The sequence below is a fragment of the Enterococcus sp. DIV0175 genome, from assembly GCF_050529075.1.
Classification (GTDB): domain Bacteria; phylum Bacillota; class Bacilli; order Lactobacillales; family Enterococcaceae; genus Enterococcus_B; species Enterococcus_B thailandicus.
On sequence record NZ_CP172880.1, the window covers coordinates 12,118 to 39,070 of the forward strand.

At 34.4% G+C, this 26,953-nt stretch carries 24 protein-coding genes and 1 pseudogene; 16 read left to right on the forward strand and 9 right to left on the reverse strand.

Annotated features, from left to right (window positions below; translation table 11 throughout):
• Positions 1-2 precede the first annotated feature (2 nt).
• The 4 genes from rplI to IGJ76_RS00070 all read left to right on the forward strand — a co-directional run bounded on the left by rplI (position 3) and on the right by IGJ76_RS00070 (position 4,603).
• A complete protein-coding gene (gene rplI, locus IGJ76_RS00055) occupies positions 3-455 on the forward strand; it encodes a 50S ribosomal protein L9 (protein WP_067483646.1) in 453 nt (150 codons plus the stop codon).
• A 184-nt stretch (positions 456-639) separates the two neighbouring features.
• Positions 640-2,007 (forward strand): replicative DNA helicase, encoded by a 1,368-nt coding sequence (gene dnaB, locus IGJ76_RS00060; RefSeq protein ID WP_075491787.1) that lies wholly within the window; start codon positions 640-642, stop codon positions 2,005-2,007.
• A gap of 210 nt (positions 2,008-2,217) precedes the next feature.
• Complete coding sequence (locus IGJ76_RS00065; RefSeq protein WP_067483642.1) at positions 2,218-3,510, forward strand: adenylosuccinate synthase; 1,293 nt, start codon at positions 2,218-2,220, stop codon at positions 3,508-3,510.
• Positions 3,511-3,739: 229 nt separating this feature from the next.
• A complete protein-coding gene (locus tag IGJ76_RS00070; RefSeq protein ID WP_413130789.1) occupies positions 3,740-4,603 on the forward strand; it encodes a DegV family protein in 864 nt (287 codons plus the stop codon).
• A gap of 69 nt (positions 4,604-4,672) precedes the next feature.
• Here the strand turns inward: IGJ76_RS00070 and IGJ76_RS00075 are convergent, their stop codons facing one another.
• Positions 4,673-6,295 carry an ABC-F family ATP-binding cassette domain-containing protein gene (locus IGJ76_RS00075; RefSeq protein WP_071869223.1) on the reverse strand — a complete coding sequence of 541 codons (1,623 nt, stop codon included), beginning with the start codon at positions 6,293-6,295 and terminating at the stop codon, positions 4,673-4,675.
• 227 nt (positions 6,296-6,522) lie between these two features.
• Between IGJ76_RS00075 and IGJ76_RS00080 the strand changes: the two genes are divergently transcribed.
• Positions 6,523-7,047, forward strand: coding sequence for an HdeD family acid-resistance protein (locus tag IGJ76_RS00080; RefSeq protein ID WP_067483636.1), 525 nt, complete (start codon positions 6,523-6,525; stop codon positions 7,045-7,047).
• Between the two features lie 51 nt (positions 7,048-7,098).
• Here IGJ76_RS00080 and spxB read toward each other — a convergent pair whose 3' ends face one another.
• On the reverse strand, positions 7,099-8,826 hold the full coding sequence (gene spxB / locus IGJ76_RS00085) for a pyruvate oxidase (protein WP_095803322.1): 1,728 nt from the start codon (positions 8,824-8,826) through the stop codon (positions 7,099-7,101).
• A 154-nt stretch (positions 8,827-8,980) separates the two neighbouring features.
• Between spxB and IGJ76_RS00090 the strand changes: the two genes are divergently transcribed.
• The 5 genes from IGJ76_RS00090 (at position 8,981) to IGJ76_RS00110 (ending at position 12,392) form a co-directional block, all read left to right on the forward strand.
• Positions 8,981-9,799 (forward strand): ZIP family metal transporter, encoded by an 819-nt coding sequence (locus tag IGJ76_RS00090; protein ID WP_067483631.1) that lies wholly within the window; start codon positions 8,981-8,983, stop codon positions 9,797-9,799.
• Positions 9,800-10,316: 517 nt separating this feature from the next.
• Positions 10,317-10,892, forward strand: a complete 576-nt coding sequence (locus IGJ76_RS00095) for a TMEM175 family protein (protein ID WP_067483626.1) — start codon at positions 10,317-10,319, stop codon at positions 10,890-10,892.
• Positions 10,893-11,256: 364 nt separating this feature from the next.
• A complete protein-coding gene (locus IGJ76_RS00100; RefSeq protein WP_067483624.1) occupies positions 11,257-11,499 on the forward strand; it encodes a helix-turn-helix domain-containing protein in 243 nt (80 codons plus the stop codon).
• Positions 11,500-11,776: 277 nt separating this feature from the next.
• On the forward strand, positions 11,777-11,884 hold the full coding sequence (locus tag IGJ76_RS00105; protein ID WP_244897455.1) for a helix-turn-helix transcriptional regulator: 108 nt from the start codon (positions 11,777-11,779) through the stop codon (positions 11,882-11,884).
• A 142-nt stretch (positions 11,885-12,026) separates the two neighbouring features.
• Positions 12,027-12,392: a hypothetical protein gene (locus IGJ76_RS00110; protein ID WP_157729241.1), complete on the forward strand. Its 366-nt coding sequence runs from the start codon at positions 12,027-12,029 to the stop codon at positions 12,390-12,392.
• Positions 12,393-12,629: 237 nt separating this feature from the next.
• Here IGJ76_RS00110 and IGJ76_RS00115 read toward each other — a convergent pair whose 3' ends face one another.
• Entirely contained in the window at positions 12,630-13,241 is a 612-nt protein-coding gene (locus IGJ76_RS00115; protein WP_430596657.1) for a hypothetical protein, read from the reverse strand.
• Positions 13,242-13,529: 288 nt separating this feature from the next.
• On the opposite strand from IGJ76_RS00115, the gene IGJ76_RS00120 reads away from it, so the two are divergent.
• From IGJ76_RS00120 to IGJ76_RS00135, 4 genes are all read left to right on the forward strand, one after another.
• Entirely contained in the window at positions 13,530-14,132 is a 603-nt protein-coding gene (locus IGJ76_RS00120) for a response regulator transcription factor (protein ID WP_218658014.1), read from the forward strand.
• 132 nt (positions 14,133-14,264) lie between these two features.
• Positions 14,265-14,672, forward strand: coding sequence for an NUDIX hydrolase (locus IGJ76_RS00125; protein ID WP_067483616.1), 408 nt, complete (start codon positions 14,265-14,267; stop codon positions 14,670-14,672).
• Positions 14,673-14,832: 160 nt separating this feature from the next.
• On the forward strand, positions 14,833-15,903 hold the full coding sequence (locus IGJ76_RS00130) for an ABC transporter permease (protein ID WP_067483614.1): 1,071 nt from the start codon (positions 14,833-14,835) through the stop codon (positions 15,901-15,903).
• A gap of 9 nt (positions 15,904-15,912) precedes the next feature.
• Positions 15,913-16,584 (forward strand): ABC transporter ATP-binding protein, encoded by a 672-nt coding sequence (locus tag IGJ76_RS00135; RefSeq protein WP_067483612.1) that lies wholly within the window; start codon positions 15,913-15,915, stop codon positions 16,582-16,584.
• 223 nt (positions 16,585-16,807) lie between these two features.
• Here IGJ76_RS00135 and IGJ76_RS00140 read toward each other — a convergent pair whose 3' ends face one another.
• The 6 genes and pseudogenes from IGJ76_RS00140 to IGJ76_RS00165 form a co-directional block, all read right to left on the reverse strand.
• On the reverse strand, positions 16,808-17,830 hold the full coding sequence (locus IGJ76_RS00140) for an LLM class flavin-dependent oxidoreductase (RefSeq protein ID WP_430596658.1): 1,023 nt from the start codon (positions 17,828-17,830) through the stop codon (positions 16,808-16,810).
• Positions 17,831-18,051: 221 nt separating this feature from the next.
• Positions 18,052-18,789 (reverse strand): class I SAM-dependent methyltransferase, encoded by a 738-nt coding sequence (locus tag IGJ76_RS00145; protein ID WP_270346018.1) that lies wholly within the window; start codon positions 18,787-18,789, stop codon positions 18,052-18,054.
• Between the two features lie 505 nt (positions 18,790-19,294).
• Positions 19,295-20,496, reverse strand: a pseudogene (locus tag IGJ76_RS00150) (tyrosine-type recombinase/integrase).
• Positions 20,489-20,692 (reverse strand): DUF3173 domain-containing protein, encoded by a 204-nt coding sequence (locus tag IGJ76_RS00155; RefSeq protein ID WP_430596659.1) that lies wholly within the window; start codon positions 20,690-20,692, stop codon positions 20,489-20,491. Before IGJ76_RS00155 ends, IGJ76_RS00150 begins: the two are co-directional and overlap by 8 nt.
• A gap of 48 nt (positions 20,693-20,740) precedes the next feature.
• Positions 20,741-21,592 carry a rolling circle replication-associated protein gene (locus IGJ76_RS00160; RefSeq protein ID WP_430596660.1) on the reverse strand — a complete coding sequence of 284 codons (852 nt, stop codon included), beginning with the start codon at positions 21,590-21,592 and terminating at the stop codon, positions 20,741-20,743.
• 219 nt (positions 21,593-21,811) lie between these two features.
• The gene (locus IGJ76_RS00165) at positions 21,812-22,183 is read right to left on the reverse strand and encodes a hypothetical protein (RefSeq protein ID WP_430596661.1); all 372 of its coding nucleotides are present in this window, start codon (positions 22,181-22,183) and stop codon (positions 21,812-21,814) included.
• A gap of 194 nt (positions 22,184-22,377) precedes the next feature.
• Between IGJ76_RS00165 and IGJ76_RS00170 the strand changes: the two genes are divergently transcribed.
• Together IGJ76_RS00170 and IGJ76_RS00175 are read left to right on the forward strand one after the other, a co-directional pair.
• The gene (locus IGJ76_RS00170; RefSeq protein ID WP_430596662.1) at positions 22,378-23,241 is read left to right on the forward strand and encodes a helix-turn-helix domain-containing protein; all 864 of its coding nucleotides are present in this window, start codon (positions 22,378-22,380) and stop codon (positions 23,239-23,241) included.
• A gap of 60 nt (positions 23,242-23,301) precedes the next feature.
• Entirely contained in the window at positions 23,302-26,943 is a 3,642-nt protein-coding gene (locus IGJ76_RS00175) for a hypothetical protein (RefSeq protein WP_430596663.1), read from the forward strand.
• Positions 26,944-26,953 lie beyond the last annotated feature (10 nt).

The following is a 26,953-nucleotide window of genomic DNA, read 5'->3' on the forward strand; positions in this document are numbered from 1 at the left end:
AAATGAAAGTAATTTTCTTGCAAGATGTAAAAGGAAAAGGCAAAAAAGGGGACGTCAAAGAAGTTCCAACTGGATATGCACAAAACTATCTATTGAAAAATAATTTAGCTAAGGAAGCTAATAAAGGTAGCATTAGTCAATTAGCTGGACAAAAAAAGGCACAAGAAAAGCATGAAGCCGAAATTTTAGCTGAAGCAAAAAAATTAAAAGATTTTCTTGAAAAAGAAGACACAGTTGTTGAAATTAAAGCAAAAGCTGGTGAAGACAGTCGTTTGTTTGGATCAATCCCATCAAAACAAATTGCAGAAGGATTGAACAAACAATATAAAGTAAAAATCGATAAACGAAAAATAGAATTGGAAACACCAATCAGAGCTTTAGGTTACACAAACGTACCAGTTAAGTTGCATCATGATGTAACTGCGACGATTAAAGTACATGTTGTGCAAGAATAAGAGTACAAAGAGATTGTGACGCAAAACGTTTAACTCTGACAAATAGTGAGGCGTTGTTTTGGAACACTGTTTATTCGGAAAAAGGAGGTATGACAAGATTTTTGTCACACCTCTTTTCTTATGCGGTGTACATTTCAGTTATTTTCTTGTAAAATGAAGCAACCGAAGACAAGGAGCGATAAGTATGAGTGAAGTGTGGCAGGATCGAATTCCACCGCAAAATATTGAAGCGGAACAAGCAGTCTTAGGCTCTGTTTTTCTTGATGCAGAAACGATCATTGATGCCATGGAATACATAGAGCCAAAAGATTTTTATCGTCGTGGTCATCAAATTATTTTTGAAACAATGATTGAGTTGAATGATCGCAATGAAGCGATAGATGTTGTAACTGTGAAGGATCGATTAGAGCAAGGAAATCTTTTAGAAGATGCTGGGGGATTAAGTTACCTCTCAGAACTTGCTTTGGCGGTCCCTACAGCTGCAAATGTGGCTTACTATGCCAAAATTGTTGAAGAAAAATCTCTGTTGCGAAATTTAATCCAAACAGCAACTGGAATTGTAACTAAGGGCTTTGAACAAGGTGAAGAAGTTCAGTCGATTTTGGACGACGCAGAACGAAGTATTTTAGAAGTATCTGAAAAAAGAAATCGTAGTGGTTTTTTATCAATTGCTGAAGTTTTGAACTCCACAATTGAAAATATTGATCAGCTAGCACAAAATAATGAAGAAATTACCGGGTTACCGACAGGGTATCAAGGGTTAGATAAAATGACTGCAGGTTTTCAAGCAGAAGAATTAATTATCATTGCCGCTCGTCCAGCGGTAGGTAAAACAGCTTTTGCTCTGAACATTGCTCAAAATGTTGGAACAAAAACAGATCGTGCTGTAGCAATTTTTAGTTTAGAAATGGGTGCGGAATCATTAGTAAATCGTATGCTTTGTGCAGAAGGATCCATTGAGGCTAGTCATTTACGAACAGGTCAATTATCAGAGGAAGAGTGGTCAAACTTAATTGTTGCTATGGGAAGCTTATCACGAGCCAATATTTATATTGATGATACTCCTGGTATCAAAATTTCTGAAATTCGTGCGAAATGTAGAAAACTAGCACAAGAAAAAGGAAATTTAGGATTGATTTTGATTGATTACTTACAATTGATTGAAGGGAGTGGGCGAGAAAATCGTCAACAAGAAGTGTCTGATATTTCGCGTCAGTTGAAAAAATTGGCAAAAGAGTTAAAAGTACCTGTAATTGCGTTATCCCAACTTTCACGTGGTGTAGAACAGAGACAAGACAAACGTCCAGTTCTTAGTGATATTCGGGAATCTGGATCTATTGAGCAAGATGCCGATATCGTAGCGTTCTTATATCGTGATGATTATTATGATCGTGAAAGCGGAGAAGACGGAGAAGCGACAGAACCACAAAATGATAATGTAATCGAAGTAATCATTGAGAAAAACCGGAGTGGTGCACGTGGGACTGTTGAGTTACTATTTATTAAAGAATATAATAAGTTCTCTTCACTTTCACCGAGGGAAGAATTCTAATAAATTTTTTTGAAAAAAGTTTGTTTTTATTGTGTAGACAGTAAAGCCAAGCTTTTTTTATTATGGAAATTTTTTAAATAATTTGCAAAACGTTCGTAAATAAACCGTTTTTACAAAAAAAAATAAAATATCATTCGAATTTTGTTTGAATATATAGGCATAACTTGGTACAATAGTTCAGGATCAAATAATATAAAATGAGGTGTTCGAATGTCATCTGTAGTAGTAGTAGGTACACAATGGGGCGATGAAGGGAAAGGAAAAATCACTGACTTTCTTAGTGAGAACGCAGAAGTAATCGCACGTTACCAAGGTGGCGATAATGCAGGACACACAATTAAATTTAGTGGTGTTACGTATAAACTGCATTTAATTCCTTCTGGAATTTTTTACAAAGATAAAATCAGTGTGATTGGGAATGGTGTTGTTGTTAATCCTAAATCTTTAGTAAAAGAGCTTGCCTATCTACACGAAAAAGATATTACGACGGACAATTTAAGAATTTCTGACCGTGCACATGTCATCTTGCCATATCACATTAAATTGGATCAATTGCAAGAAGATGCTAAAGGTGAGAATAAAATTGGAACAACGATCAAAGGAATCGGACCTGCATATATGGACAAAGCAGCACGTGTAGGGATTCGAATTGCAGATTTATTAGATAAAGAAATTTTTGAAGAACGTTTACGCATGAATTTGGAAGACAAAAACCGTCAATTTGTTAAAATGTTTGACTCTGAGCCAATTTCATTTGATGAGATTTTTGAAGAATACTATGAATATGGGCAACAAATTAAACAATATGTGACAGACACTTCAGTCATTTTAAATGATGCGTTAGATGCTGGAAAGCGTGTGTTATTCGAAGGTGCACAAGGAGTTATGTTGGATATTGATCAAGGAACTTATCCGTTTGTTACTTCATCTAATCCAGTTGCTGGAGGCGTAACAATTGGTAGTGGTGTTGGCCCATCTAAAATCAACAAAGTGGTTGGTGTATGTAAAGCTTATACTTCACGTGTAGGTGATGGTCCTTTCCCAACTGAATTATTTGATGAAACTGGTGAACAAATTCGTAAAATCGGTCGCGAATATGGTACAACAACTGGTCGACCACGTCGTGTTGGTTGGTTCGATACGGTTGTTATGCGTCATTCAAAACGTGTATCGGGGATTACAAACCTTTCACTTAACTCTATTGATGTGTTAAGTGGCTTAGACACAGTAAAAATCTGTACAGCTTATGAGTTAGATGGAGAGTTAATCTATCATTACCCAGCTAGCTTGAAAGAATTAAAACGTTGCAAGCCTGTATATGAAGAATTACCAGGCTGGTCTGAAGATATTACAAGTTGTAAAACATTGGCAGAATTACCAGAAAATGCTCGTAATTATGTGAGACGTATCTCAGAGCTTGTAGGCGTGCGTATTTCTACTTTCTCAGTTGGACCAGATAGAAACCAAACAAACATCTTAGAAAGCGTATGGGCGCAAATCTAGGACGTTTCAGCCCACATAGATAACTGAATCAGGACATTTCTTTTAGAAGTGAGTTATCATCTTGGGGAAACTTTTTAATAAAAAACAGCTGAAACTTGAAGTAACCTTGAATTTATTCATGTTGCTTCAAGTTTTTTTGTAAATACTGGCCATAAATTCCTTTTGATTGCAAGACGTTTGTTATAATGTAGTAGTTAGGCGGGTTAAGAATAAAAAGGAGTTGAATAATGTGTATCAAATAGTGACTGATTCTTGTTGTGATTTACCTTATCAGGTATTAGAAGAAATAAATGTCGATTTTTTATCAATGAAGATTCAGCTAAATGGCGAAGAATTAATTGACGACTTAGGAAAAACTTTTGATTATGAAAAATATATGAATGAATTAAAAGGCGAAGCAATGCCAACAACTTCTCAAATAAATGTGGGGGGCTATTTAGAATTTTTTCGATCATATGTTGAAAAAAAGATTCCTGTCCTTTATGTTGCTTTTTCTAGCTCAATGAGTGGCTCTTATAGTAGTGCAATGCAAGCTGTTGAGTTATTGAAGGAAGAGTATGAAAATCCAGAAATTTATGTTTTTGATACGAAAGCAGCTAGTGTTGGCGAAGGACTGTTGGTTTTAGCGGCAGCTCGATTAAAAGAAGAAGGCAAGCCACTTAAAGAAGTTTTAGAGTGGTTGAATAATAATTATTTAAAAGTGCGTTCTTGGGTAACTGTCGATGATTTAAAACATCTTGAGCGTGGGGGAAGAATTTCTAAGACAAGTGCGACCTTAGGAAGCATTCTAAGTGTAAAACCTATCATTACCGTTGATGAAGCTGGACGTTTAACAAATGTTGACAAAGTTCGTGGAAGAAATAAATCCATTCAAAAAATTGTTGATGAAACGATCCAATCAATCGTAGCGCCTCTTGAACAAACCATTTATATTGCATACGCTGGTGATTTAGAAAGTGCCGAAAAAGCTAAGAAACAATTAGAAGAAAAAATCCAAGTAAAAAACATTGTACTTTACCCCTTAGGGCCAACGATTGCTAGCCATACTGGTTATGGTTGTATTGCTATCTTTTCAATGGGAACGAGTCGTTAATCAATATCAATAATCCATAACAAAAAAGCGTAGGACGGTTAAGTTGTCTCTACGCTTTTTGTGTTTATTTTATGAGAACAATGCATCCATACTTTTCTTAATATCAGGATTTTCTAAAAACTCATCGTAGGTTGTATCTGCACGATCAATTACACCTTTATCAGAAACAGCAATGATGCGGTTTGCTAGTGTTTGAATGAATTGGTGGTCATGGGAAGCAAATAGGATAGAACCAGTGAAAGCCATCAATCCATCGTTTAAAGCAGTAATTGATTCTAAATCTAAATGATTTGTCGGGTCGTCGAGTACTAAGACATTCGCTTTTGAAAGCATCATTTTTGAAAGCATACAACGAACTTTTTCACCACCAGATAAAACGTTAACTGGTTTTAGGACTTCTTCTCCAGAAAAGAGCATTCGACCTAAGAAACTTCTCAAGAATGTATTGTCATCTTCTTCTTTGCTTGCATACTGACGTAACCAGTCAAGAATCGTTAAGTCATTATTGAATTCTTTTGTAGTATCTTTTGCTAAATAAGAATGACTTGTTGTAACACCCCAGCGAACAGTACCAGTATCAGGCTTGATTTCACCCATGATTACTTTAAATAAGGTAGTAGTTGTAATATCATTATCTGCTATGAAAGCAACTTTATCTTCTTTATTCAAAGTAAATGATATATCTTTTAAGATTTGCTTACCATCAATGGTTACACTCACATTATCTACTTGTAAAAGATCATTTCCAATTTCACGTTCAGGTTTAAATCCAACAAATGGATAGCGTCTTGAAGATGGTTGAATATCATCTAAAGTAATTTTTTCTAACATTTTTTTACGTGAAGTTGCTTGTTTTGATTTTGAAGCATTTGCACTGAAACGCGCAATAAATTCTTGTAACTCTTTGATCTGTTCTTCTTTTTTTGCATTTGCATTTGCTTGGAGTTTTGTTGCAAGTTGGCTAGATTCTAACCAAAAATCATAGTTACCGACGTAAAGTTTGATTTTGCCGAAGTCTAAATCTGCCATGTGTGTACAAACTTTGTTTAAGAAGTGGCGGTCATGGGATACTACGATTACAGTATTTTCAAATTCAATTAAAAATTCTTCTAACCAATTGATTGATTGGATATCCAGCCCATTGGTAGGTTCGTCAAGTAGTAATACATCAGGTTTACCAAAAAGTGTTTGCGCTAGTAAAACTTTGACTTTTTGACCAGCCGTTAATTCACTCATTGATTGATGATGTAATTCTTCAGGGATATTTAATCCTTGCAATAAAACTGCTGCTTCGGGTTCAGCTTCCCAACCATTTAGCTCAGCAAACTCTCCCTCTAATTCTGCGGCACGAATACCGTCAGCATCGGAAAAGTCTTCTTTCATATATAAAGCATCTTTTTCTTTCATTACTTCATATAATCGTTTATGACCCATAATAACAGTTTCTAAAACAGTATATTCTTCATAATCAAAATGATTTTGTTTCAATACTGCCATACGTTCATCAGGGCCTAAAGTAACGTTCCCAGTTGACGGTTGTAAATCTCCAGATAAAACTTTAAGGAAAGTTGATTTACCTGCTCCATTTGCACCAATCAATCCATAACAATTTCCGGGAGTGAATTTAATATTAACGTCATCAAATAGTTTGCGATCTGAAAAGTGCAAACTTACATCATTTACAGTAATCAATTTTTTTCCTCACTTATATCTATAGTAGTTTTGACGAATTTGAGTCTTATAGAATTATAAAGGGGAAAGGTAAAAGTTTCAAGGTAATACCAATTTTAATTGTGTTTCACGTGGAACGTAAAAAAATTGATCAAAAATTTTTTTGTCAGATAGACAGCATAAATTTTGACGTATATCGAAAGAGTGTTTAGTATTAGTTATGTAAATAAAAGAAAGAAGGTATGAAAATGAATGAAAATAGAAGATCGGTTGATTGGGGCTCCTTGCTGTTAGGGGTTTTGTTTGTGATTGTATCGCTATTATCATTTCAAGATCCTGTCGGAAATTTAGTGGCTATTGTTATGGTGTTTGCAGTGTTTGCTTTTTTAAAGGGAATTTTTGAAATTATTGGACGTAATCGATTGAAAGAGTTAACTGGTTATAAAGCAAAAATGCCTTTAGTAGTTGGGATTATTGATATTTTAATTGGGATTTTTTTCCTGTTTAATGTAAATGCAGGTGTGATGGCTTTACCATTTGTATTTGCTGTTTGGTTCATCATTGATTCGATATTTGCTTTATTTGTTACTGATTTGGCAAAAAATATTAGTACAGGATATTATTGGTTTACAGTTATTATCAATATTTTAGGAATCTTCTTAGGAATTGTGTTACTATTTAACCCAATTTCTTCAGCATTGACTTTGAGTTTTTTAGTTGGTTTTTACTTTATGATGTTTGGAATCACTCATATTGTTTATGCATTTAGATAATAAATGAAAAAATAGCGTATGCTTTTTGAGCATACGCTATTTTTTATAGTTTTATAGATTTTCGTAAATTTCATGAAGGACGGGCATGTCGTGTACTTCGTATTTTTGTTTAAAACTTTCAATTTCTTCAGCTGAATAGAGACGAGGATCCAAATGTAAATCTTCAACTGGTAGTGGACGTTTGTCTGAAATTTTGACATCAATGACGACTGGACGAGTTGATTTTGCTGCAGCATCAAATGCAGGGCGCAATTGTGAAAATTCAGTGATTGTGAAACCATCAGCACCTAGCGCTTCCCCTACTTTTCCGAAGTCAGCACCTTCCAAAAAGACACCAAATTTATTTTGTTCAGAATCTTCTTGCTCAGCTTCGATAAAACCAAAGGATTCATTTGAAAAAACAACATTGATAATAGGTAATTGATATTTAACTTGAGTAATAATATCTTGCATGACCATTGCAAAGCCACCATCACCACTAAGTGTAAAAACTTGTTGTTCAGGATAACTTAATTTTGCAGCAAGCCCGGCCGGAACAGCGTAACCCATCGTGGCAAACCAACCAGATGTTGTATGTTTTTGTTGACCATTTAAATCTAATAAACGAATAGATTGGATTGTGGTATTACCGACATCTGTTACAAAAATAGCTGATTCTTCTGCAATACGATTGATTTCATTGTACACAGCTTCGGGATGGATTGGCTTATCAGCTTTAGTTGCGAACGATTGAAGCCAATTTACCCAATTTTCTTTATTTTTTTGGTTAGCAAGCAACCAGTTATCTGAAGGTCGTGCTTCTCCAAGTTCAACCAACGTTTGCAATGTTGTGACGGCATCACCTAAAATGGCTAGTGAAGTTTGGTGCCGACGACCAAATTTTGAAGCATCAATGTCTACTTGGACAAATTTTGCATCAGGATTAAAGAAGTATTGGGCGAAAGGAAAATCACTTCCTACGAAGAAAATTAAATCTGCTTCAGCCAAAGCTTCGTTTGCAGGCTTGGTAGCAACACGACCAGCAAAACCAAGAAAATTAGGATAGCTATCTGGAACAATACCTTTTCCTAAAACAGAAGAAACAACAGGCATTGAAAAATGTTCTGAGAAAGCTTTGATCTGTTCAAATCCTCCACGAGTTCCTTGCCCAATATAAAGCACAGGCTTTTTCGCTTCGCTGATGTATGGTAAAGCTTTGATTACTTCATCTTTTTTTGGTAACAAAACATTATTTTGATAGGTGGAGGCTGTACTGAATTCTTGTTCTTCAATAGTTGCATAACCAAAATCAACAGGAATAGTTACCACGGCTACACCATTGTATTTGTAAGCAGCTTTAATTGCTTCATCAGCTACATGAGGGAGACTTTCTGGTGTCATTACTGTTCGATTATAGACACTAACATCAGCAAACATAGGGTTTTCATTTAATTCTTGGAAAGCATTATAATTCATTGCACTTGAAGCGACTTGTCCAAGAAAGGCGACTACTGGTACATGATCCATTTGTGCGTCGTACAGCCCGTTGATTAAGTGTGTTGCCCCAGGACCAGCTGAGCCAAATACAGCCCCAACTTTACCAGTTAGTTTAGCGTCAGCTGCAGCTGCTAGTGCACCTACCTCTTCGTGACGAACTTGAATATATTTAATAGAGTGTTTTTCTTGATATAAAGCATCCATGATGGAATTAAAGGAACCACCAGGGATACCATAGATATGATCAATGCCCCAACTTTCTAAAACTTTGACCATAGCTACGCCTGAATTAATTGTTGACATATGATGTATCACTCCTTTTGCTTTGTTAGACACAGTATAACTCTTTCTTTGTTTTGTCCCAACTAATTCGTTTTTTCACATAATAAGTCGTGATAGGTGTCGAAAAACTCTTTTTTTTAGTATGATGAATAAGTAAATGAGAAAGGAGAAATCAATGGTTACCTGGTTATTAGGATTGGATTCATGGCAACAAGCATTAGTCGGAACAGGATTCACTTATTTTATGACAGCGCTAGGCGCAGCACTTGTATTTTTCTTTAAAGAGATTAAGAAAGAGTTATTGAATTTGATGTTGGGATTTGCTTCGGGGATAATGATTGCTGCTAGTTTTTGGTCATTGTTAGATCCAGCAATTTCAAAAGCAGAAGAAAATGGCGACATTGCCTGGTTGGTCGTAAGTATTGGATTTGGTTTAGGTGGCGTTTTTCTTTACATAGCAGATAAGACGTTACCTCACATGCACTTTGGTCCAAAGCATGAAGTAGAAGGGTTTCAAACACATTTGAAACGAACAATTTTATTGGTTTTTTCGATTACACTACACAATATTCCAGAGGGATTGGCAGTAGGGGTGGCATTTGGCGCAGCAGCCAATGCTAGTGATCCTAAGGCAGCAACGTTGGCGGCCATTTCGGTTGCTTTAGGAATAGGTATTCAAAACTTCCCCGAAGGTGCAGCAGTATCGATTCCATTGAGACAAGAAGGATTAAGTCGAAGAAAAGCGTTCTGGTATGGGCAGGCTTCAGGTGTGGTTGAACCAATAGCAGGTGTGCTAGGTGCACTGCTTGTAACGAAAGTATCACTATTGTTGCCTTATGCATTGGCTTTTGCCGCAGGCGCGATGATTTACGTTGTTGTAGAAGAGTTAATTCCAGAGGCACAACAAACATTATCAAGCAGACGACACTTTGCTGTATTTGGTGTCATGCTTGGATTTATGATTATGATGATTTTAGATGTAGCATTAGGATAAAATGAATGTAACGGCAGTTTTGCTCAAAGAAACAACCAGAGAAAATTTTTCTCTGGTTGTTTTCTGTTAAATAATGAATCATAAAATTGCAGCATTTTTAGTGATTGCTCGAAAGGGTCCTGTAAGCTATAGCCAGTTTTTTCGTGCAATAACTAGTAGTATCGTCTATTGTTACCGGACGTTCCTGTAATCAATCGAACTAGCCAAATAGCAATAGCCAATGGGATAAGTAATTTGATTGCAAACCACAAGAATCCGCTTAATAAACCAACAAAAAGACTGATGATAGAGCTAGCGATGATTAGAAAAAGAATTAACAAGAATACTTTTCCAAGTATATTTTTTTGTCCCATGAACTATTCCCTCATTTCATATGTTTTTTTCTATATAGAAAGTTTAACAAATTTTTACTTTTTTCACGTCCAACTAAAGACTGATTATTTCATCAGACTTCAGATGATTATCTTTTGCTTTTTTTGAATGTTTCCATATAAAATAAGCGAAAGGAGAGAAAATTATGACAAAGAATCGTTTAGAAGCATTTACAGATGCAGTTATTGCAATTATTATGACCATCTTAGTTTTAGAATTACATCAGCCTGGTTCGGATACGTGGTCGGCATTGATTGGACTCGAACATAAAATTTTAATTTATGTTATCAGTTTCTTTACACTGGTTATTTATTGGAATAACCACCATCATTTGTTTTTAGTGGTCAAAAAAATCAACGGACAAGTATTGTGGCGAAATAGTATCTTTATTTTTTCTTTATCGTTATTCCCTTTTGCGACTGCTTGGATCAGTGAATACATAAATAGTCTCGTGCCTGAGCTTATTTATGGTTTAGTCACATTGTTTGCTAATGTTACCTATTATTTTTTAGCGAGAGAACTTGCTAAAGTAAATAAAAAAGAAAGCATCGTGAAAGAACTGTTGATTGACTATCGGAAATCTTATCTATCTATTGGACTGAATATTTTAGGGTTATTATTGGGGTGGTTAGTCGCTCCTATTGCAGTTTTGATCGTGAATGTATTGATATTATTGATGTGGATTATTCCAATAAAAAAAGTGGAACAGTATTTTCGATGAAAAGAAAGGTGTGGGACAATAGTCTTACACCTTTCTTTTGTGGATTAAATAAAAGAACCAGAGTTTTCCACAGTGGATAACTCTGGAAGAATGACAAAATTCAGAAGTAAATATGCGTTATTTGTAAATGATTGAATAACGTTTCTTTACAGCATACAAGTGATAGACAGTTGGCAACAAGAGAATAAATAAGGGGATATATCAGTATCTCACATACCATTAGGGGGTATTTAGATTAAGGATTAAACTAAGGTACTAAACACTAGAAAGGCTTAGTTGAAAGGGTACCAGGCTAGTAGAGAGGGGGGAACTGTTTTCTTATATTGAGATAGATGAGTTACAATAAACAAAAAGGAAGAAAATAATGAATAATTTACGTAAATTACGATTAGAACACCAATTAACCATTCGAGAGTTAGCTGATATTTTAGTTTGTGACTTCTCTTTGTATTCAAAATATGAACGTGATGAGCGGAGTATTCCGATTAAATATTTGGTCATATTATCAGATTTTTATGATACGAATAGTGATTTTTTACTGGGACGAACAGATTATCCTAAAAAACTTCCATCGTCTAAAGAACCATCTGAATATGATCGTACATAGAATTATTGATAAAATATAGCCAATCAAAATTTGATATATCAAATTTTGGTTGGAGACGAGATAAGAAGAAAGTCAAAAATAGATAAAACAAAATAGTAGTTTGATTTTTTATTTTTCATCAAATAGTGGAGAATTTTTATTAGATGTGTTGTTCCATGAATGTTAAGTGGTGTAGAAATGCCTTATAGTGGAAGTAAGTAATGATTCAACTGTTCGTTGAGTCAAAAAAGTGAGCGCCACAAAGCGTACATTGCCAAACTATTTTTCAAGGAGTACATTGATAGTAGAAATAGGAAAGAAAATAAAAGAATTAAGACAATCAAAAGAAATGACGCAAAAAGAATTAGCAGAAATCTTGAATGTTACACCTCAAGCAAGTATCTAAGTTGGAGCAAAACGTTAAGTAATCCGTATCTTCAAATACGTTTAAGACTTAGTCGTTAGATGTTTCCGTTACTGATACTTCAGGTAATACTAAGCAGACACTTTTTGATTCTCTTTTTTCAAAAATGAAAAGGGGTAAGCAGATGGAAAATTCTCAAAACACGAATATAGAGCAAGTTTCAACTGATACAAAAGTCCTGATTTTTGATTTAAGTGGTAGTTTTATGAGTGATAAAGGCTTGTTACAGACACAAATTTTGAATAGTAAATTACAGTCACTAATGAATAAAAGTGGAAAAAAAGTCATAGTAGACACCTATGAATCTAGTCAAATAAATAAGTACGGAGAACAAGCAGATGTTATTCTATTGACACCGTCATTTAGTTTTGCGCAAAAAGACATTGAAAAACAATTTCCTAAAATTCCTGTGATTGAAATATCGAAGAGAGACTATGGTTTGCTGAATATTGAAAATATTTATCAAGAGATTCTCAACTTAGTTAAATAGAAAACAACTAAGTAAAAGAAAAGGCAGCCTTTGAGTAAACGACTCAGAGGCTGCTCTTTTTGCGAAGGGTTAGATCAGAGATGCAATACAATAAATAGTAAATTTACTAAAAGATAAATGACAAGCAGTGCTCTGCTTAACACCGTTTCTCTCTTTTTTTTGATTTTTAAGTGGTAGTAGGTTCCAAATGTCATCAGACAAATAAGAAACATTAGATACTTCGTTAGTAACATAAAATTACAACTTTTTGATTGGACTTTGAGTCGTTGTCTTTAAATTAGCAATTGGGAACTCATCGGTAAGAGTAATTCGGATTCCTCCTTTAGCTGAGCCAACACTAATCCATTTTTTCATATCATTGTTACCATCTCTAAATCTTGATGCTAGAATGGTAGCTCCTACTAGTCCAATAAGAGCCCCCGCAGGTCCACCGGCAAGTGCACCACCTAATGTGCCATTTACTTGTAATAATGTTGCACTCGCACCTAGATTATCACGTAAACTTACCATAGCTGTTTTATTAGAAGCGAAAGCATTGTATCCACCGGATAAAAATACTTCTGAAAAGGAGGCTCTACCATTGATATATACAGTAGATTCTGCATTATCATATTTATTGATTAAATAAAGAAGTTGATTTCTAGTCAAATCGAGTGTACCAGACTGACGTAGTTGACTAGCCCGTAGATTATTAAACTCTTGCTCAAATCCAATCCATTGTTTATTCGATTCTCTAGTTATTGAATAGCTGTCTATGCTAGTTTCTGTTGCATATGTAGTAGTAATAGGTGACAAAATTATTGATGAAAAACTGAAACACATAACCATTGTAATTATCATTTTTTTCATTTAAACGTCCCTCTTTCTTTAACAACTAATTTTATGCTGATAAATAGGCCCAATTATCTACCAAGTTTGGTGGTGTTCTTTTTTATTATTAACTAAAAAAATGTTTATTTCATCCGTAAAAAATGTATCTTTTTTTCTCTATTTACGTATGCCATGTATTGAAGCGTGATAAAATATGACGTATTAAATGATTCTAAGGGGAGGGATGGGCAGCGAGACCAACTAATTTTTTGAACCACATTTTTGAAAAAGTGCACTGAGAGAAAAAGAGATATTGAGGTGTAAATAATGAAAGTAATTTTATTTGATGATCAAGAGTTATTTTCAAAAGGAGTAGAGGAAGTTCTTACACAAGAAGTCGCTAGTTTTCGTACATTTCCCACTTCTAGTAATATTATAGCCACAGTACATAGAGAGAACCCAGATGTTGTTTTGATGGACATCCATATGGAAGGAAAGGATGGATTTGAAGAAGGAAAGAAGCTAGTAGAATCAAATTCAGAATCGAAAGTGGTTTTTTTAACAGAGTATCCATTTAATCAATGCTATGAAGAAATGATTAGTATCGGTGCAGCTGCTGTTATTTCTAAGAGAAGCTCCAGAGAAGATTTTATTACAAAATTAAGGCTAGTTATAAAAGGGAACAGAATTTTTCCCAAGAAAGAACTTATGGTGGAAAGCTTAACTGCTAAAGAAAACAAAATCTTACAAATGATTACGGATGGCAAGACGCAAAAAGAAGTCGCTATTCAGTTGTACATGAGTCAAAGGACAATAGCCACGCATATGCAACATATCTTAAACAAATTAGGTGTTCATTCTACCGTGTCAGCAGTTGTTAAAGCGCTTGAGCTAGGTGTTGTGAAAATTAAATCAGAAAAAAATCAGTAATAGTATTTTACCATCCGTTTTTGTTGTTACTTTTAAATATTTTTGAGAACCTAAATTCGAATAACAAATCTGATATACTAACATATGGAAGCGGAAACAAATTATTGCTATAACTCAAAAGGGACTGATTTTATGAAGAAAGTTTTTTCTCGCGTATTTATTAAAGACACTGCTGGGGATTTTTTAATAATTAGAGATAGAGCAGATGTTTGGAATTTTCCAGGTGGTAAAAAAGAAATTGGCGAAACCACAATGGAATGTGCTATCCGTGAAGTATATGAGGAAACTGCCTTACGAATTTCTCAAGTAGAAGAAGTTTATCAAGCGGACTTCCTTTTTGAAGGGGTGGAATGGGAAGGACATTTCTATTTTGCTCATCAGGTTTCGGGGCGTCCAACATTAAATGAGCCTAATAAAATTAAAGGTGTACAATTTATTTCTGAGCTAAGTTCCGTTGAATTTTCTCCTAGTTTAGCTTCGTTATTTCGATGGCTTTCTAAACAAGATGATTTAAAGACAGAACATACAATTTGGTGTTAAAAAAGACGCAGTTACTTTATGTTTAACTTTTTAAGGATGTTACCCTCCTGACTACATAGTCAGGTTTTTTTATTTTTATAGCAAATAAGTCACTCTATTTTTATCTTAGAAGAAAAGATGGTACGCTTGTTTTACTCGATAGAAGGCAAGGAGGAGCGACATGTTTTTAGCAATAAACGAAATCAGGTATTCAAAGTTAAGATATGCTTTGGTAATTGGAGTTATGTTTTTGATTGCCTATCTAGTATTTTTTTTAACAGGATTAGCATATGGATTAGCTCAGGACAATCGGACAGCAATAGATAATTGGCAAGCAGACGATATATTATTAGCAGATGAAGCTAATAATAATTTAAATATGTCGATGATTCCATTAACGAAATTTGAGGAGGTCAAGGCAGAAGAAAAGGCCTACCTAACACAGACTGCGGGTGTGATACAGAAAGAAAAAGGGAAAGAAAAAATTGATGTTACTTTTTTTGGAATTAATCAAGATCAATTTTTAGCTCCAAAAATCAGTGATGGGAGAATGTTCCATTCCGATGATGAAACAGTTGCGGATAGTAGTGTAAAAGAGCAGTATGAGCTGAGTTTAGGTGACACAGTTCAACTTGCGGGCAGTGATAAAAAATTAAAAATTGTAGGATTCACGAAGAATGCAAAGTTTAGCGTTGCCCCAGTTTTGTATACAACAGTGGGTGCTTATCAAGAAATTCGTTTTGAAACACAGGGCAGTCAAACTAGTGAAAAAACGAGAGTCAATGCGATTGTTACGAGAGGAAACGTAAGTAAAATTCCAGATGATCTAAAAAAAATAAGTATTAAGACATTCATAAATGATTTGCCTGGATATAGCGCACAAGTCCTAACTTTTGGCTTTATGATTGGCTTTTTAATTGTGATTGCTGCTATTGTGATTGGGATCTTTATCTATGTTTTAACTATGCAAAAAGCGGATGTTTTTGGTGTCATGAAAGCACAAGGAATTTCTAGTCGATACATTGCTAATTCAGTGATTGTTCAGACTTTTTTACTTGCAATTATCGGGGTCGCAACGGGATTAGTGGGAACGTTGGGGACAAGTTTACTGTTACCTGAAGCTGTGCCATTTCAAGTAAATCTTCTGTTCTTTTTAAGTATCAGTATTTTGATGATTGTGATAGCAGTTTTGGGTGCTTTGTTCTCTGTCAGAACAATTGTGAAAATTGATCCATTAAAAGCTATCGGATAGGAGAAAATAATGAAAGCAATTGAATTCAAACAAGTAAAAAAATCATTTAAAGATGGTGATTCTGTTATTGAGGCTTTAAAGGAAACGAATTTTTCAGTTGAAAAAGGAGAATTTGTGGCAATTATTGGCCCTTCTGGTTCTGGCAAAAGTACACTCTTAACAATTGCTGGGGGGCTACAGGCTCCTTCTGCTGGGCAAGTGCTGATTAACGATCGACCGTTTAGTGAAGAAAAAGAAAAGCAACGTGCAGCTTTACGCTTTAAAGAAATTGGATTTATCTTACAGGCATCTAATTTGGTTCCTTTTTTAACTGTAAAAAAACAATTAAAATTGGTCGATAAAGTTAGTAAAGAAAACCGACTAGATAATGGGATTAAGTTGTTAGAACAGTTAGGCGTAGGTAAGTTGCTTGATAAATATCCTGAAGAATTATCAGGAGGAGAGCGTCAGCGTGTAGCAATTGCACGTGCATTGTACCATGACCCAACAATTATTTTGGCAGATGAACCAACAGCAAGTCTTGACTCAGAGAAAGCTTATGAAGTAGTAAAAATATTAGCTGAAGAAACCAAAGAAAAACAAAAAGCAACGATTATGGTGACTCATGATACTCGTTTGATTGAACATTGTGATCGCGTGTTGGTGATGAAAGATGGTCAACTAACAGAGCAGAAGGAGTAATTAATTCCCGAATGCTAACAAAAGCTTGTTTTTAAAATAGAAAGAGCCTAGGAATCATTTTTCCTAGGCTCTTTCTATTTTTTAGTTACGAAGAGAGATCTGTTGAGTAAATTTCAGCAAAATAACGTACATACGCATAAAATAGGGAAGGCTACTTGGTATTTATTATTATTTATACAATTGAAATTCTCGAACAAAAGATACGCTCAACTCTTCAAATTTTTTAACGCCAACCCAAATCAGGGGCGACATCTTTTACAATGGATTCAAGCAAATGAACGTTGTATTCAACTCCTAGAGTGTTTGGAATAGTTACAAGAACAGTATCCGCTTCTTTGATTGCTTCGTCTTCCGCTAATTCTTTTACGATTTGATCTGGCTCGCCAGCAAACGTTTTACCAAAAATTGTTGGATTTTGATGATAAGCTAAGAAACCAACTTGATCGTATTTAGAATCATCATTTCCACCAAATAAACGACGATCTAAGTCACTTGTAATTGGCTGAATGGAACGAGTAACGAGCGTTCTTGGTTCAAAATCATGACCCGCTTCTTTCCAAGCTTCTTTGTATGCACGTAGTTGTTTTGCTTGTTGAACGTGGAAAGGTTCATTTGATTCGTTATTAACAAGTGTTGATGATTGAAGATTCATTCCGTGTTTAGCCGCCCAAATGGCTGTTTCTTGTGAGCCTACTCCCCACCAAATCCGTTTTTCTAAACCTTCTGAATAAGGTTCAATACGCAATTTTCCTGGTGCTTGTGGGAACATTGGCATTGGATTTGGTTCAGCAAAACGTTCACCTTTCAATAACTCTAAAAATTCAAGTGTTCGTTCACGTGTAACTTCTTTGATTTCTTCTTCGCTGTAATCATAACCAAAGTATTTCCAACCATCGAGAACTTGTTCAGGTGAACCACGACCGACGCCTAATTGCACTCGTCCTTGGGTAATGATATCTGTTAATCCAGCATTTTCTGCCATGTAGTAAGGATTTTCGTAACGCATGTCGATTAATCCTGTTCCAATCTCAATTTTACTTGTTTGTGCACCAATTGCAGAAAGTAGTGGGAATGGTGAGCCAATTTGTGGTGCAAAATGATGGACGCGGAACCAAGCACCATCAATGCCGAGTTTTTCTGCTTCGACAGCTAGCTCAATTGATTGTAGATAAGCATCTTGAGCGGTTTTTACTAAAGAACCTTGATCCATCCAATGACCGAAACTTAAAAAGCCAATGTTTTTCATAATTGAAATCCTCCTTAACCTTGAATAATTTCACTTACTTTTAATAAGTTGAATTTATTCTACTACTTTTTATTTTAAAAGGCGAATAATTGTTCCGGCTGTGATTCTCAAATGAAAAGAAGCGATTCTCCCTAGTATTTACTTTACAGTGAAAAAGGAAAAAGTCAGCCTTTAATTAGCTGACTTTTGATAATCTATAGTAAAAAATAAAAGCAAGAAATCTATTTGATTTTTTTAGCAGAAACCAGTAGCATCATTGGACGTCTTAATTCATCTTTCATTCCGGGAACACTATCCAATAAATGTTTGTCTGGTATTGGTTCTACAATTGCGGTAATGCTCAATCCATGTTTGATTAATGTATTTAAATAAGTTGTCAGTGTTTTATGGTATTTGGTGACAGTTTCTCCCAAAAATACTGCTTTACGCTGATTTTCCAGAAAATAATTGTCAACAGGCCAATGATCAGGTGTCCCATCTTCGTTATAGATCCAGTCTTGATTCCCATATGCGGTAAAAACAGGGTGTTCTACCGAAAATATGAACTCACCATTTACACGAAGAAAAGAAGAAATTTTTGAGCAAATTCGATCAAAATCAGGGGTATAGTGAAGTGCCAATGAACTGATAATGATGTCGAAACTTTCAGGTTTAAAATCTAAGTCTTCCATTGCAATCTGTTGATACTCAATATTGGCAAGGTGTGTTCGTTCACGTGCCTCAGCTAACATTTTTGTTGAAATATCTGTCCCAATTACTGTGTCTGCACCGCGTTCTGCCGCGTAGATACAGTGCCAACCAAAACCACAGCCAATATCTAAAACAGTTTTCCCTTGAAAGTCTGGCAGCATTTTTTTTAATTCATGCCATTCGCCAGCAGCACTGAGTCCAGCTACGGATCTTGGAAAATGGCTGTATTTATCAAAAAAGCGATTATTATCGTAAATGTTTTCTTTCAATTATGTTCACTCCTAAAATGTAATCAATTGTTGTGTGCTTGCTGTAATTAATCTTCACCCATTCATGCCAAAGGCTCATAATTTTTTTACAATGATAAGGGGTCCTTTTTTACGAATATTTTAAGTAAGCTTACAATAGCAGCGACATTTAGTCCAGAATTTTCAAAATGAATGTTTGTTTTTCCAAACTGTTTTTATATAGAAAAAGCGGTTTGTTCAATTTTTTCTATTAGCAAGTTTTGCTGTTGCAGAATCCTCAAATAATTATATAAAGATTGAATTACCAGAGCTTAGTAAAAGATGTTAAAAATCAATTTCAGAAATAAAAGAAGCAACTGTGATAAAAGTATGATTATAAAAAAATAAAGAGCCAACAAACATTGATTTAACAATGTTTGTTGGCTCTTTTTAATTATTCCCACTCGATGTAGTTCAATCCTACGAAAATGCTGATTTAACAACATTTATAAGAGATAACTCCCATCTTGGCAGGGATTTGGCAGTGTTATATTTTTACTGCCTGATTTCCATTGAAATCGACTTTTGACTTTTTTGCGAAGTTGAAAATGATGTTGCCAGTCATCAGATCGGCGATACCTTCATCATTTCTGCTCCACAGGTGAGCGTAGTGCTTCAAAGTGATTTCTGGGCTGGAATGCCCTAATCGTTGTGAGACGACTAAATATCTGCGTTAAATTCGTTGATCAAATAGCTTACATGAGAGTGACGCAGCCCTTTGCCTTGAATGGCAGGGACGTTAGCTAGTTTTGCGTATCTCTCAATGATTCGCTGAACGGTGGAACGATATAAAGGTAGGTCGGTGTAACTTAGGATAAAATGTTCAACGCCATGTTTCTTTTGGACGCTTTTCCAGCGTTTCAAAATTCTGACCGTATCATCATCCAGTGAGATTGTGCGCATACCGCTTTCTGTTTTGGTATAAGGCTTTCTGATATAGTCGTTTTGATTTTTCATGTCGAGTGTATGATGGATACGCAGTTTTTTTCTCTTCAAATCCACATCAGTCCAATGGAGTGCTAGACCTTCGCTGACACGAATTCCAGTCATATAATACAACCAGATTAGCACGAAGCTCATGTGTTCATAAAAATCATCAATGAAGATCGTTGCTAGAACTTTTTGAAATTCTTCTTTGGTCCAATAAGGAACAATGGATTTACCTTTAGAGATGGCTTTGGTTCGCTTGGAAATATTTTCGTTCACGAAATTCAATGTCACTGCATAGTCCAATGTTTTACGAAACATTCCGTACATTAGAGAGCAGTATGATTGAGAGTAACCACTGTCGTTCAGTAGCCAGATTCGATAATTCTCACAATCTTCAACGGTGATTTCTCGAAGCCTTATATCTCCAAAACGCTGTTTGATTTGTTCCAAACCAGTTTGTCTTGAATTCCATGTGCTGCGTTCAACACTTGACCGATAGTAAGGAATATATTTTTGTTCCATGAATTGGGCATAAGTCAATTTGTAATTGATGTAGCCATTTTGTAGCATAAAATCATTTTTCAACCGAGTCAGCTCTTTATAAGCTTCTCTGGCGGATTCAAATGGCTTTCCATTTTGGTCTTTGCGTCCTTTTTTCTGGATTCGCTTGCCAGTCGCTTTGTCGATTCCCAATTCTAGTTGATAAAAATACTTCCCATTTTTATCTCGATAGATACCTACATATTTTGTTTTAGGCACTGTGATTCTCTCCTTCAAGAGAAACGCCTATGATTTCTTCTACAACCTCTCTTGGAACATAGCCCAATCGTTTATTGTTGTAAAACGGATACCCTTTTTGTACCATAATCTGTTTTGCTTGTCGAACGATCATCATAGCTGTATAGGGTTTGTAGCCTAAACTTAATAGATCATCCTTACATATTGTTGACTTCATAACATTCACCTCTCAAATACAAGAACATTGAAACCACGAATGATGAATTCAATGAGTTTCTGTGTTCTTACCTTTCTTTATTTTTGTATACTTCATGTTGCTTTCTTCAAATTCGACGACCTGTTCAAAGGCACCCGCTTCATTAAGTACCTTAGAAAATTTTGGTGATCGCCGAATATAATTTTTTGTGTGGAGAACTTTTTGACCACTCGTATCGTATTCTTGTTTGGTCAATTTTTTTGTTTCTTTCGGTATTTTGAGATTTTGCGATTTGAAGAAAGCTTTTTTCTTATGCTCTTTGAGGTCCAAATCTTTGTCAAAATACTTACTGATGTATCTTCCACGATTTTCCACCGCATCCACATCTATCTTATTGATCCAAACCAGTCCATGTCCCCAAATCTCCATCAGTCGATCATGAGGGACGAAAGGGAAGGAGAATAAGACAATGTGGTAATGGATAGCACCACGTTTCTGCTTTTCCCACGTTGCTAAATACTTGATCTGGGATTTTTTCGTTTTATAAATCTGATAATTTAGTCGTTTAATATATTTTTTGAATTCATCATTCGTGGTTTCAATATCTTGGATATTCTCTTTAAAGGTGAGTGTGAGAAATTTTGTGTTGTCATCGAAATTCATATCAATCAAGCGAGCAATTTCAAAGCGCATATTTTTATAGTGTTTTTGTTTTCTTTTTAAGCTGTCATATTGTTTTTCTGCTGTTAGTTCATCATATTTTTTATTTGGCTCATTTAAGTTTTTGATCCATTCAGGTGTCGGGTGTTCATATTCTTCATTTTTCTTTTCGTCTACTTTGTAAACAATCGGTTTTTCGTATTCCCAAATTTCTGTATACGTAGGAGTTTCAATGATTTTTTGATTGTAAGCTTTTAGCAATCATCATCGCTCCTGACATACTTCTAGGTTATTCAGTTTTCAATGAACGAGGACAACTTTTTTTCGACAGATGTTGTCCTATAAATCAAGTAAAGGAGCAGAACTGCTACGCAGCTCTGCTAGCCTGCTTATTTATTGTGCGGTTTTTTCGTTGCAGTCGGCTTTGGGCTTGGTGCCCATCCGCCCTCAACGAAACCACCCAACAAACAAGCAGGAATATTAGTTGCGTGAATCTTTTGAATGATTGCTAGGAGTATCTGTTTGTTGCTTTGTCAGTAAAACTGCTGAGTCTGCCGTTGCGGATAACCCATAGCTGACAAACTGACCATTTGCACGTCCCCAAGGTTTGATCACAAGATTGTTAAAAGTAACTGTCGCGATCCCATTTTTATCAAGTTCATCCACTGTTACAACTGGTTCAGCGCTTCCAATTTTTACGCTCATCTTTTCAAAGCGAAGTTTGGGTAAGACGCACTCGTAGCTCCATCCTAAAATTTCTCCATCCTTTTGCCACCGTGAGACATTAACGACTTGGTATTCCTTTTCTAGTTTTTCTTTTGGTAAGGTTAAATCACTGATTTTGATTGACATAATGTTTTCTCCTTTTTGATATACGTTTTGATATACGTTTTGATATACGTTTAGTTTAAAAAAATGTAGCGGTACCTCTACATTTGTATCGTATACGATTTTAAATACGGTGTCAATAGTTTTTGTAAAAAAATATATACGAAATGATATACGTGTGATATGCTGTATATGAAATCATATAGGAGGGATCAGAAATGTTTGGATTATTGCAACCAAATAAAGAAAAAGTTGGAAGACGATTAAAACAAATCAAAGACGAAATGAATATCTCTTTTACAGAGTTTGGTAGCCGGCTTGGATTAAAGAAGCCGACGATTAGTTCGTATGTTCAAGGATATAACTTGGCACCGATTGATGTGATTGAAAAAGTGGCTAAGATCAGTGGAAGGTCTGTTGGTTGGTTTTACTTTGGGGAGATAGAGGAATATATCGCGGATTATCTGACTCTCACGGGACAAGGCGAGTTAGTTAAGGAATATCCGGATGTGGTAAAGCAGATCAAAGAAGAATTCTTTAGTGGTGATTTTAAAAATTCTGGTTGGGAAAATGAAGTCGGTTATCCAATGGAAGAATTCATCGATGATTGTTTCGCGGATTTTTCTCCAAGTATTTTAGATAGGTATATTGGCAAAATCGTTACGCAGCAGATCGATAAATCGGAGAAGTTGAAAAACTTTTCAGATAAGGAAAAGGGTGAAGCACTGGCATTTGTCTATCAAGAAGTGATGGACTTTGTTGAAATGAGTGGTGAGGTTAAGTATGGTGAAGAGGAGAAGGTTATCGGATTAGTCGAAGATTCGATCAGTAATCTGGCGAAAAGAGGAAAAATCGAATTCTCAGAAGAATATTTGGTAGGAAGGTTAGTGAATATTCTGGATGATGATGTCGAGACAGCAAAAATCATTTCGACTTTATCATTGAATCTGACAGGAAAAGCTTTTTCGCCGCTTTTTGGTGGGAAAGAGTTGATTGAGATTTTTCAGGCAATGCGTCCGGCTCTGATGAAGTTGTATTCGGAAAAGAGTAGAGATGAGCTGTATGATTGGTTTGAGAAGTAAAGACAAGTTACTAAAGATACTTTGAAGTTTTTTTAGGCGGCAAAGGAGGAAAAACATATTGTGTCTAAGTTAAATAGGATTCAAAATGAAATCAAACAATTAGAAGGAGGACGCTTCCAAAATTTATGTGATGTTTATCTTTATCGTAAAAGAAATTGGGAGAATATTGTATCTCTCGGTTCTATGGACGGAACAGATAAGACTACTAAAGGAATACCTGACACTTATTATTTTGATAACCATTCTAATACATACATTTTGGTTATGTATGGTACTAGAAAGGATGCAACTGCAAAATTAGAGACAGATGTTCGAGAAGCTATCGAGAAATCTAAAGTTGATAAAAAAGATATTGAAGAAATAATCTGCTGTCACACTTCTTCAAATTTAACTGTTGAGAAAGATAAGGAACTAAGAAGTTTATCAGGCTCAATAAAGCTGACTCTCGTAGGAATAGATACATTATCTAATGACCTCCTTAAGTTTGAGTATCAAGATATTGTAAAAGACTTTTTAGGTATATTAGAATCAACTGAACAGGTTTGGAGTTTAGAGCAATTTATATCTATACATGATAAAAGTAGAACCAATGCGCCCTTGGACACAAAATATATAGATGAAAAACATATAGTTGATAGGATGAACGATGAAATAAATAGTCATCAGATTATTCTGCTATCTGGAGTACCTGGAACTGGAAAAACTAGGCTAGCCATCGAGATATGTAAGAAATTACCTATGGATAGCAACATAATTTGTGTTAAGAGCAATAGCATGCCTGTTTATCAAGATATTAAAGATGCATTAGACATTAGAAGAATAAATTATTTGCTTTTAGATGATGCTAATACGGTCACAAATTTTGATGCTATTGTCAGCCTCCTGAGTTTAGAGAACTTTGAACAAAAACTGAAAATTATTATGACTGTTCGAGACTATGCACTTTCAGGAGTCATTAATCAAATAACACCGTTTAAAGTCAAGGTGCAAAAACTCTCTTTAATGAGCGATGATCAGATTGAAACACTGATTAACAGTATAGAAGATATTTCTCCTGTTGATCTTAGGAAGATTATGAAATTATCTCATAATAATCCGAGAATAGCTGTAATTGCAGCAATTATGGTTAAAGAGAAAAACTTTGATTTTATTGAAAATGGAAAGGAGATATTGGATAGTTATTATAGTCAAATCATTGAAGAGAATTCCCTCTCTTCAAATGAAAAAATTAGTATGTTCATTTTAAGCTTCAAACACAAGCTGAATTTGACAAATAAAGAATCATTAGAGGACATCTTAAAATATTTTAAAATTGATTCTGATAGCTTTTTATCTGCATTACATCAATTACATGATAAAGAACTTTGTGATATATTTCAGGATAAAGCTGTTAAAGTCAGCGATCAAAGTTTATCAGATTTTGTAATAGTAGATTTTGTTGCAAATAAGAAAATTTTCAAGATAAAAGATTTTTTTGTTAATCTTTATCCTATTCATGAAAAAGAGATTGTTGAAATGCTTGTACTTGTTAATAATTTTAATTCTTCCAAGGACTGGATAGAGTATCTAACCAATGAAATAAAGTTTGTTTACAATAATATTATTGCAGATATTGATAAAGAACTTTTTTTAACACAATACGGGGTAATAATTCCCGTCGAATCTCTTGCGTATGTTCATGAGAAGGTACAAGATGCTGATAACACTGAATTTCAAACATCTCAAAAAGAATTTGAAGAGAAAAAGAGAAATCAAGGAGTTAATGATCCGATTATAAGTATTCTTTGTTCATTATCAAATAGTGAAAGATTTAAGGATGCAGGTATGCTTCTTATGTATTATTTCAGAAAAAGGCAGGATAAAATCTTTGAAATTTTCTCTGCAATTAAAAATAATTTTGATATTGAAGCTAGATGGAATCGTTATTTAGAAAAAAGATTCAGTATTATTGAAACTTTTTCAGTTCAAGAAAATATTAATGAAACAACAGCTCTGCTTATTGCCAATATTGCTGATGAGTTTTTAAAGTTTTCAGGAGAAAAATATACTTTTAACGGCAAGAATGGGGTTATTAATCGTTATACACTAGTTGATGGAGACTATCTAATTAATCTCCATAAAAAAATTTTTGATATACTCTCTAAAGTTTATAGTTATGGAAACGTAGAAGTGAATAATTATATAGATAAACTATTGCTCAATTATCCAGTCTATGAAGTTGAAAATGGATTCTTAGAAACTGTTAGTTCAGATTTAACTTGTATAGAAAATCTTTTTTTTAAAGATTTAGATAGTTTAAATTTTAGACAAGAAGCTATAGTATTTGAATTGTTTTCAAAATCTAAAAATCTAAAAATAAAATCACAGCCTTTTTTTGAATATGAACCGTCAACCAGTAAAAAAATTTATAAAGATTTTTCAACTAGTATATGGGCTTATCAGATGGAAAAATTTGATTATGAAAAGATTCAAAAGTTAAGAAAGGTAAGTCTTCGTGAGATTTTTGAGAAATATTCTAATGACTTAGTCTGGCTGTTCAATGTCCTCGGAATATTTCAATCGGATGTATTGTTAAATAAGTATGAATTAGAAGATTCTTTACTTCTATTGTATTCTGACCTAGATTTAAAGGATCAAATAAAGTTTTTACCAGCGTTGCTAAAAAGTAATTTTGTTGTTTCTCCTAATAATTTTGTCAATTATATAGATAAGTTGTCTTTTGAAGAAGGCAAAAATATTCTAAACTCAGTTGAAAAGGAAATAGATGAAGGATGGTATCTTTCAAACTTTTTGATATGTAGAAACATTAGTGGTAGCGAGACAGAAGGACTTATGTCCTTTTTAGAGAATCTTAAAAACTATGAAGCAATGAATTATTTTAATGTCATATCATTTGAAAACTATATCAAGTATGACGGAAATATTTTAGATATCTTAAAAAATATGTATTCAGAAGATAAGGTATTAGGTAGTTTTTTTGTACCAAACTATGTGCCAGAGGATGGTGCTGAAAAAATTTTAGATATAATTGGATATAAAGAATTAAAAGAAATCTATTTAAGTCTTCTTGGTAGCAGAGATGTTGATGGATCAGGAGAAATTTTTAAGTGCCTATTAAAAGAAAATGATATCAATTTTATATACTTATTCCTTGTTAAGCTAAACACTCAAAGATTAAATTTCAATTATAGTGAATATGATGTTCAACTAAAAAGTATATGGAAATCAGCAGTCGCAGAGGAAGGGATTAGAAAATATCTAGATTTTTTAATTCAAGAGAATCGTGTGATTTATGTAGGAGTAGACCCATTTTTGGAAAAAATTTTCAAAGCTAATATTGAACATTCTATTGAATTTATAAAAGCAGAAGTAATAAATACTGGGGATGAGGATAGGTTGGTTAATTTATACAACTTGTCTCTTGAAATATTCGATGATGAGATATTGCTGCATATCTTCGAATTACTCAAAGATAAAGAAATTACTACAAATTTTTTTGAAAAGCTATATCTAACTATGCGCACTAATAGTTGGTCTGGAAGTTTAGTACCTCTTTTAGATAAAGAAATTAGTTTTTTAAATAAGTTACTTGATATTTTCGAAGGAATAAAATTTATTTCCCATTCATTAATTATCACTACATGTATAGACTCACTTAAAAAGCAAAAAGAAAAAGAGTTGCTATCAGATTATTTGGAATAAAATATCTGGA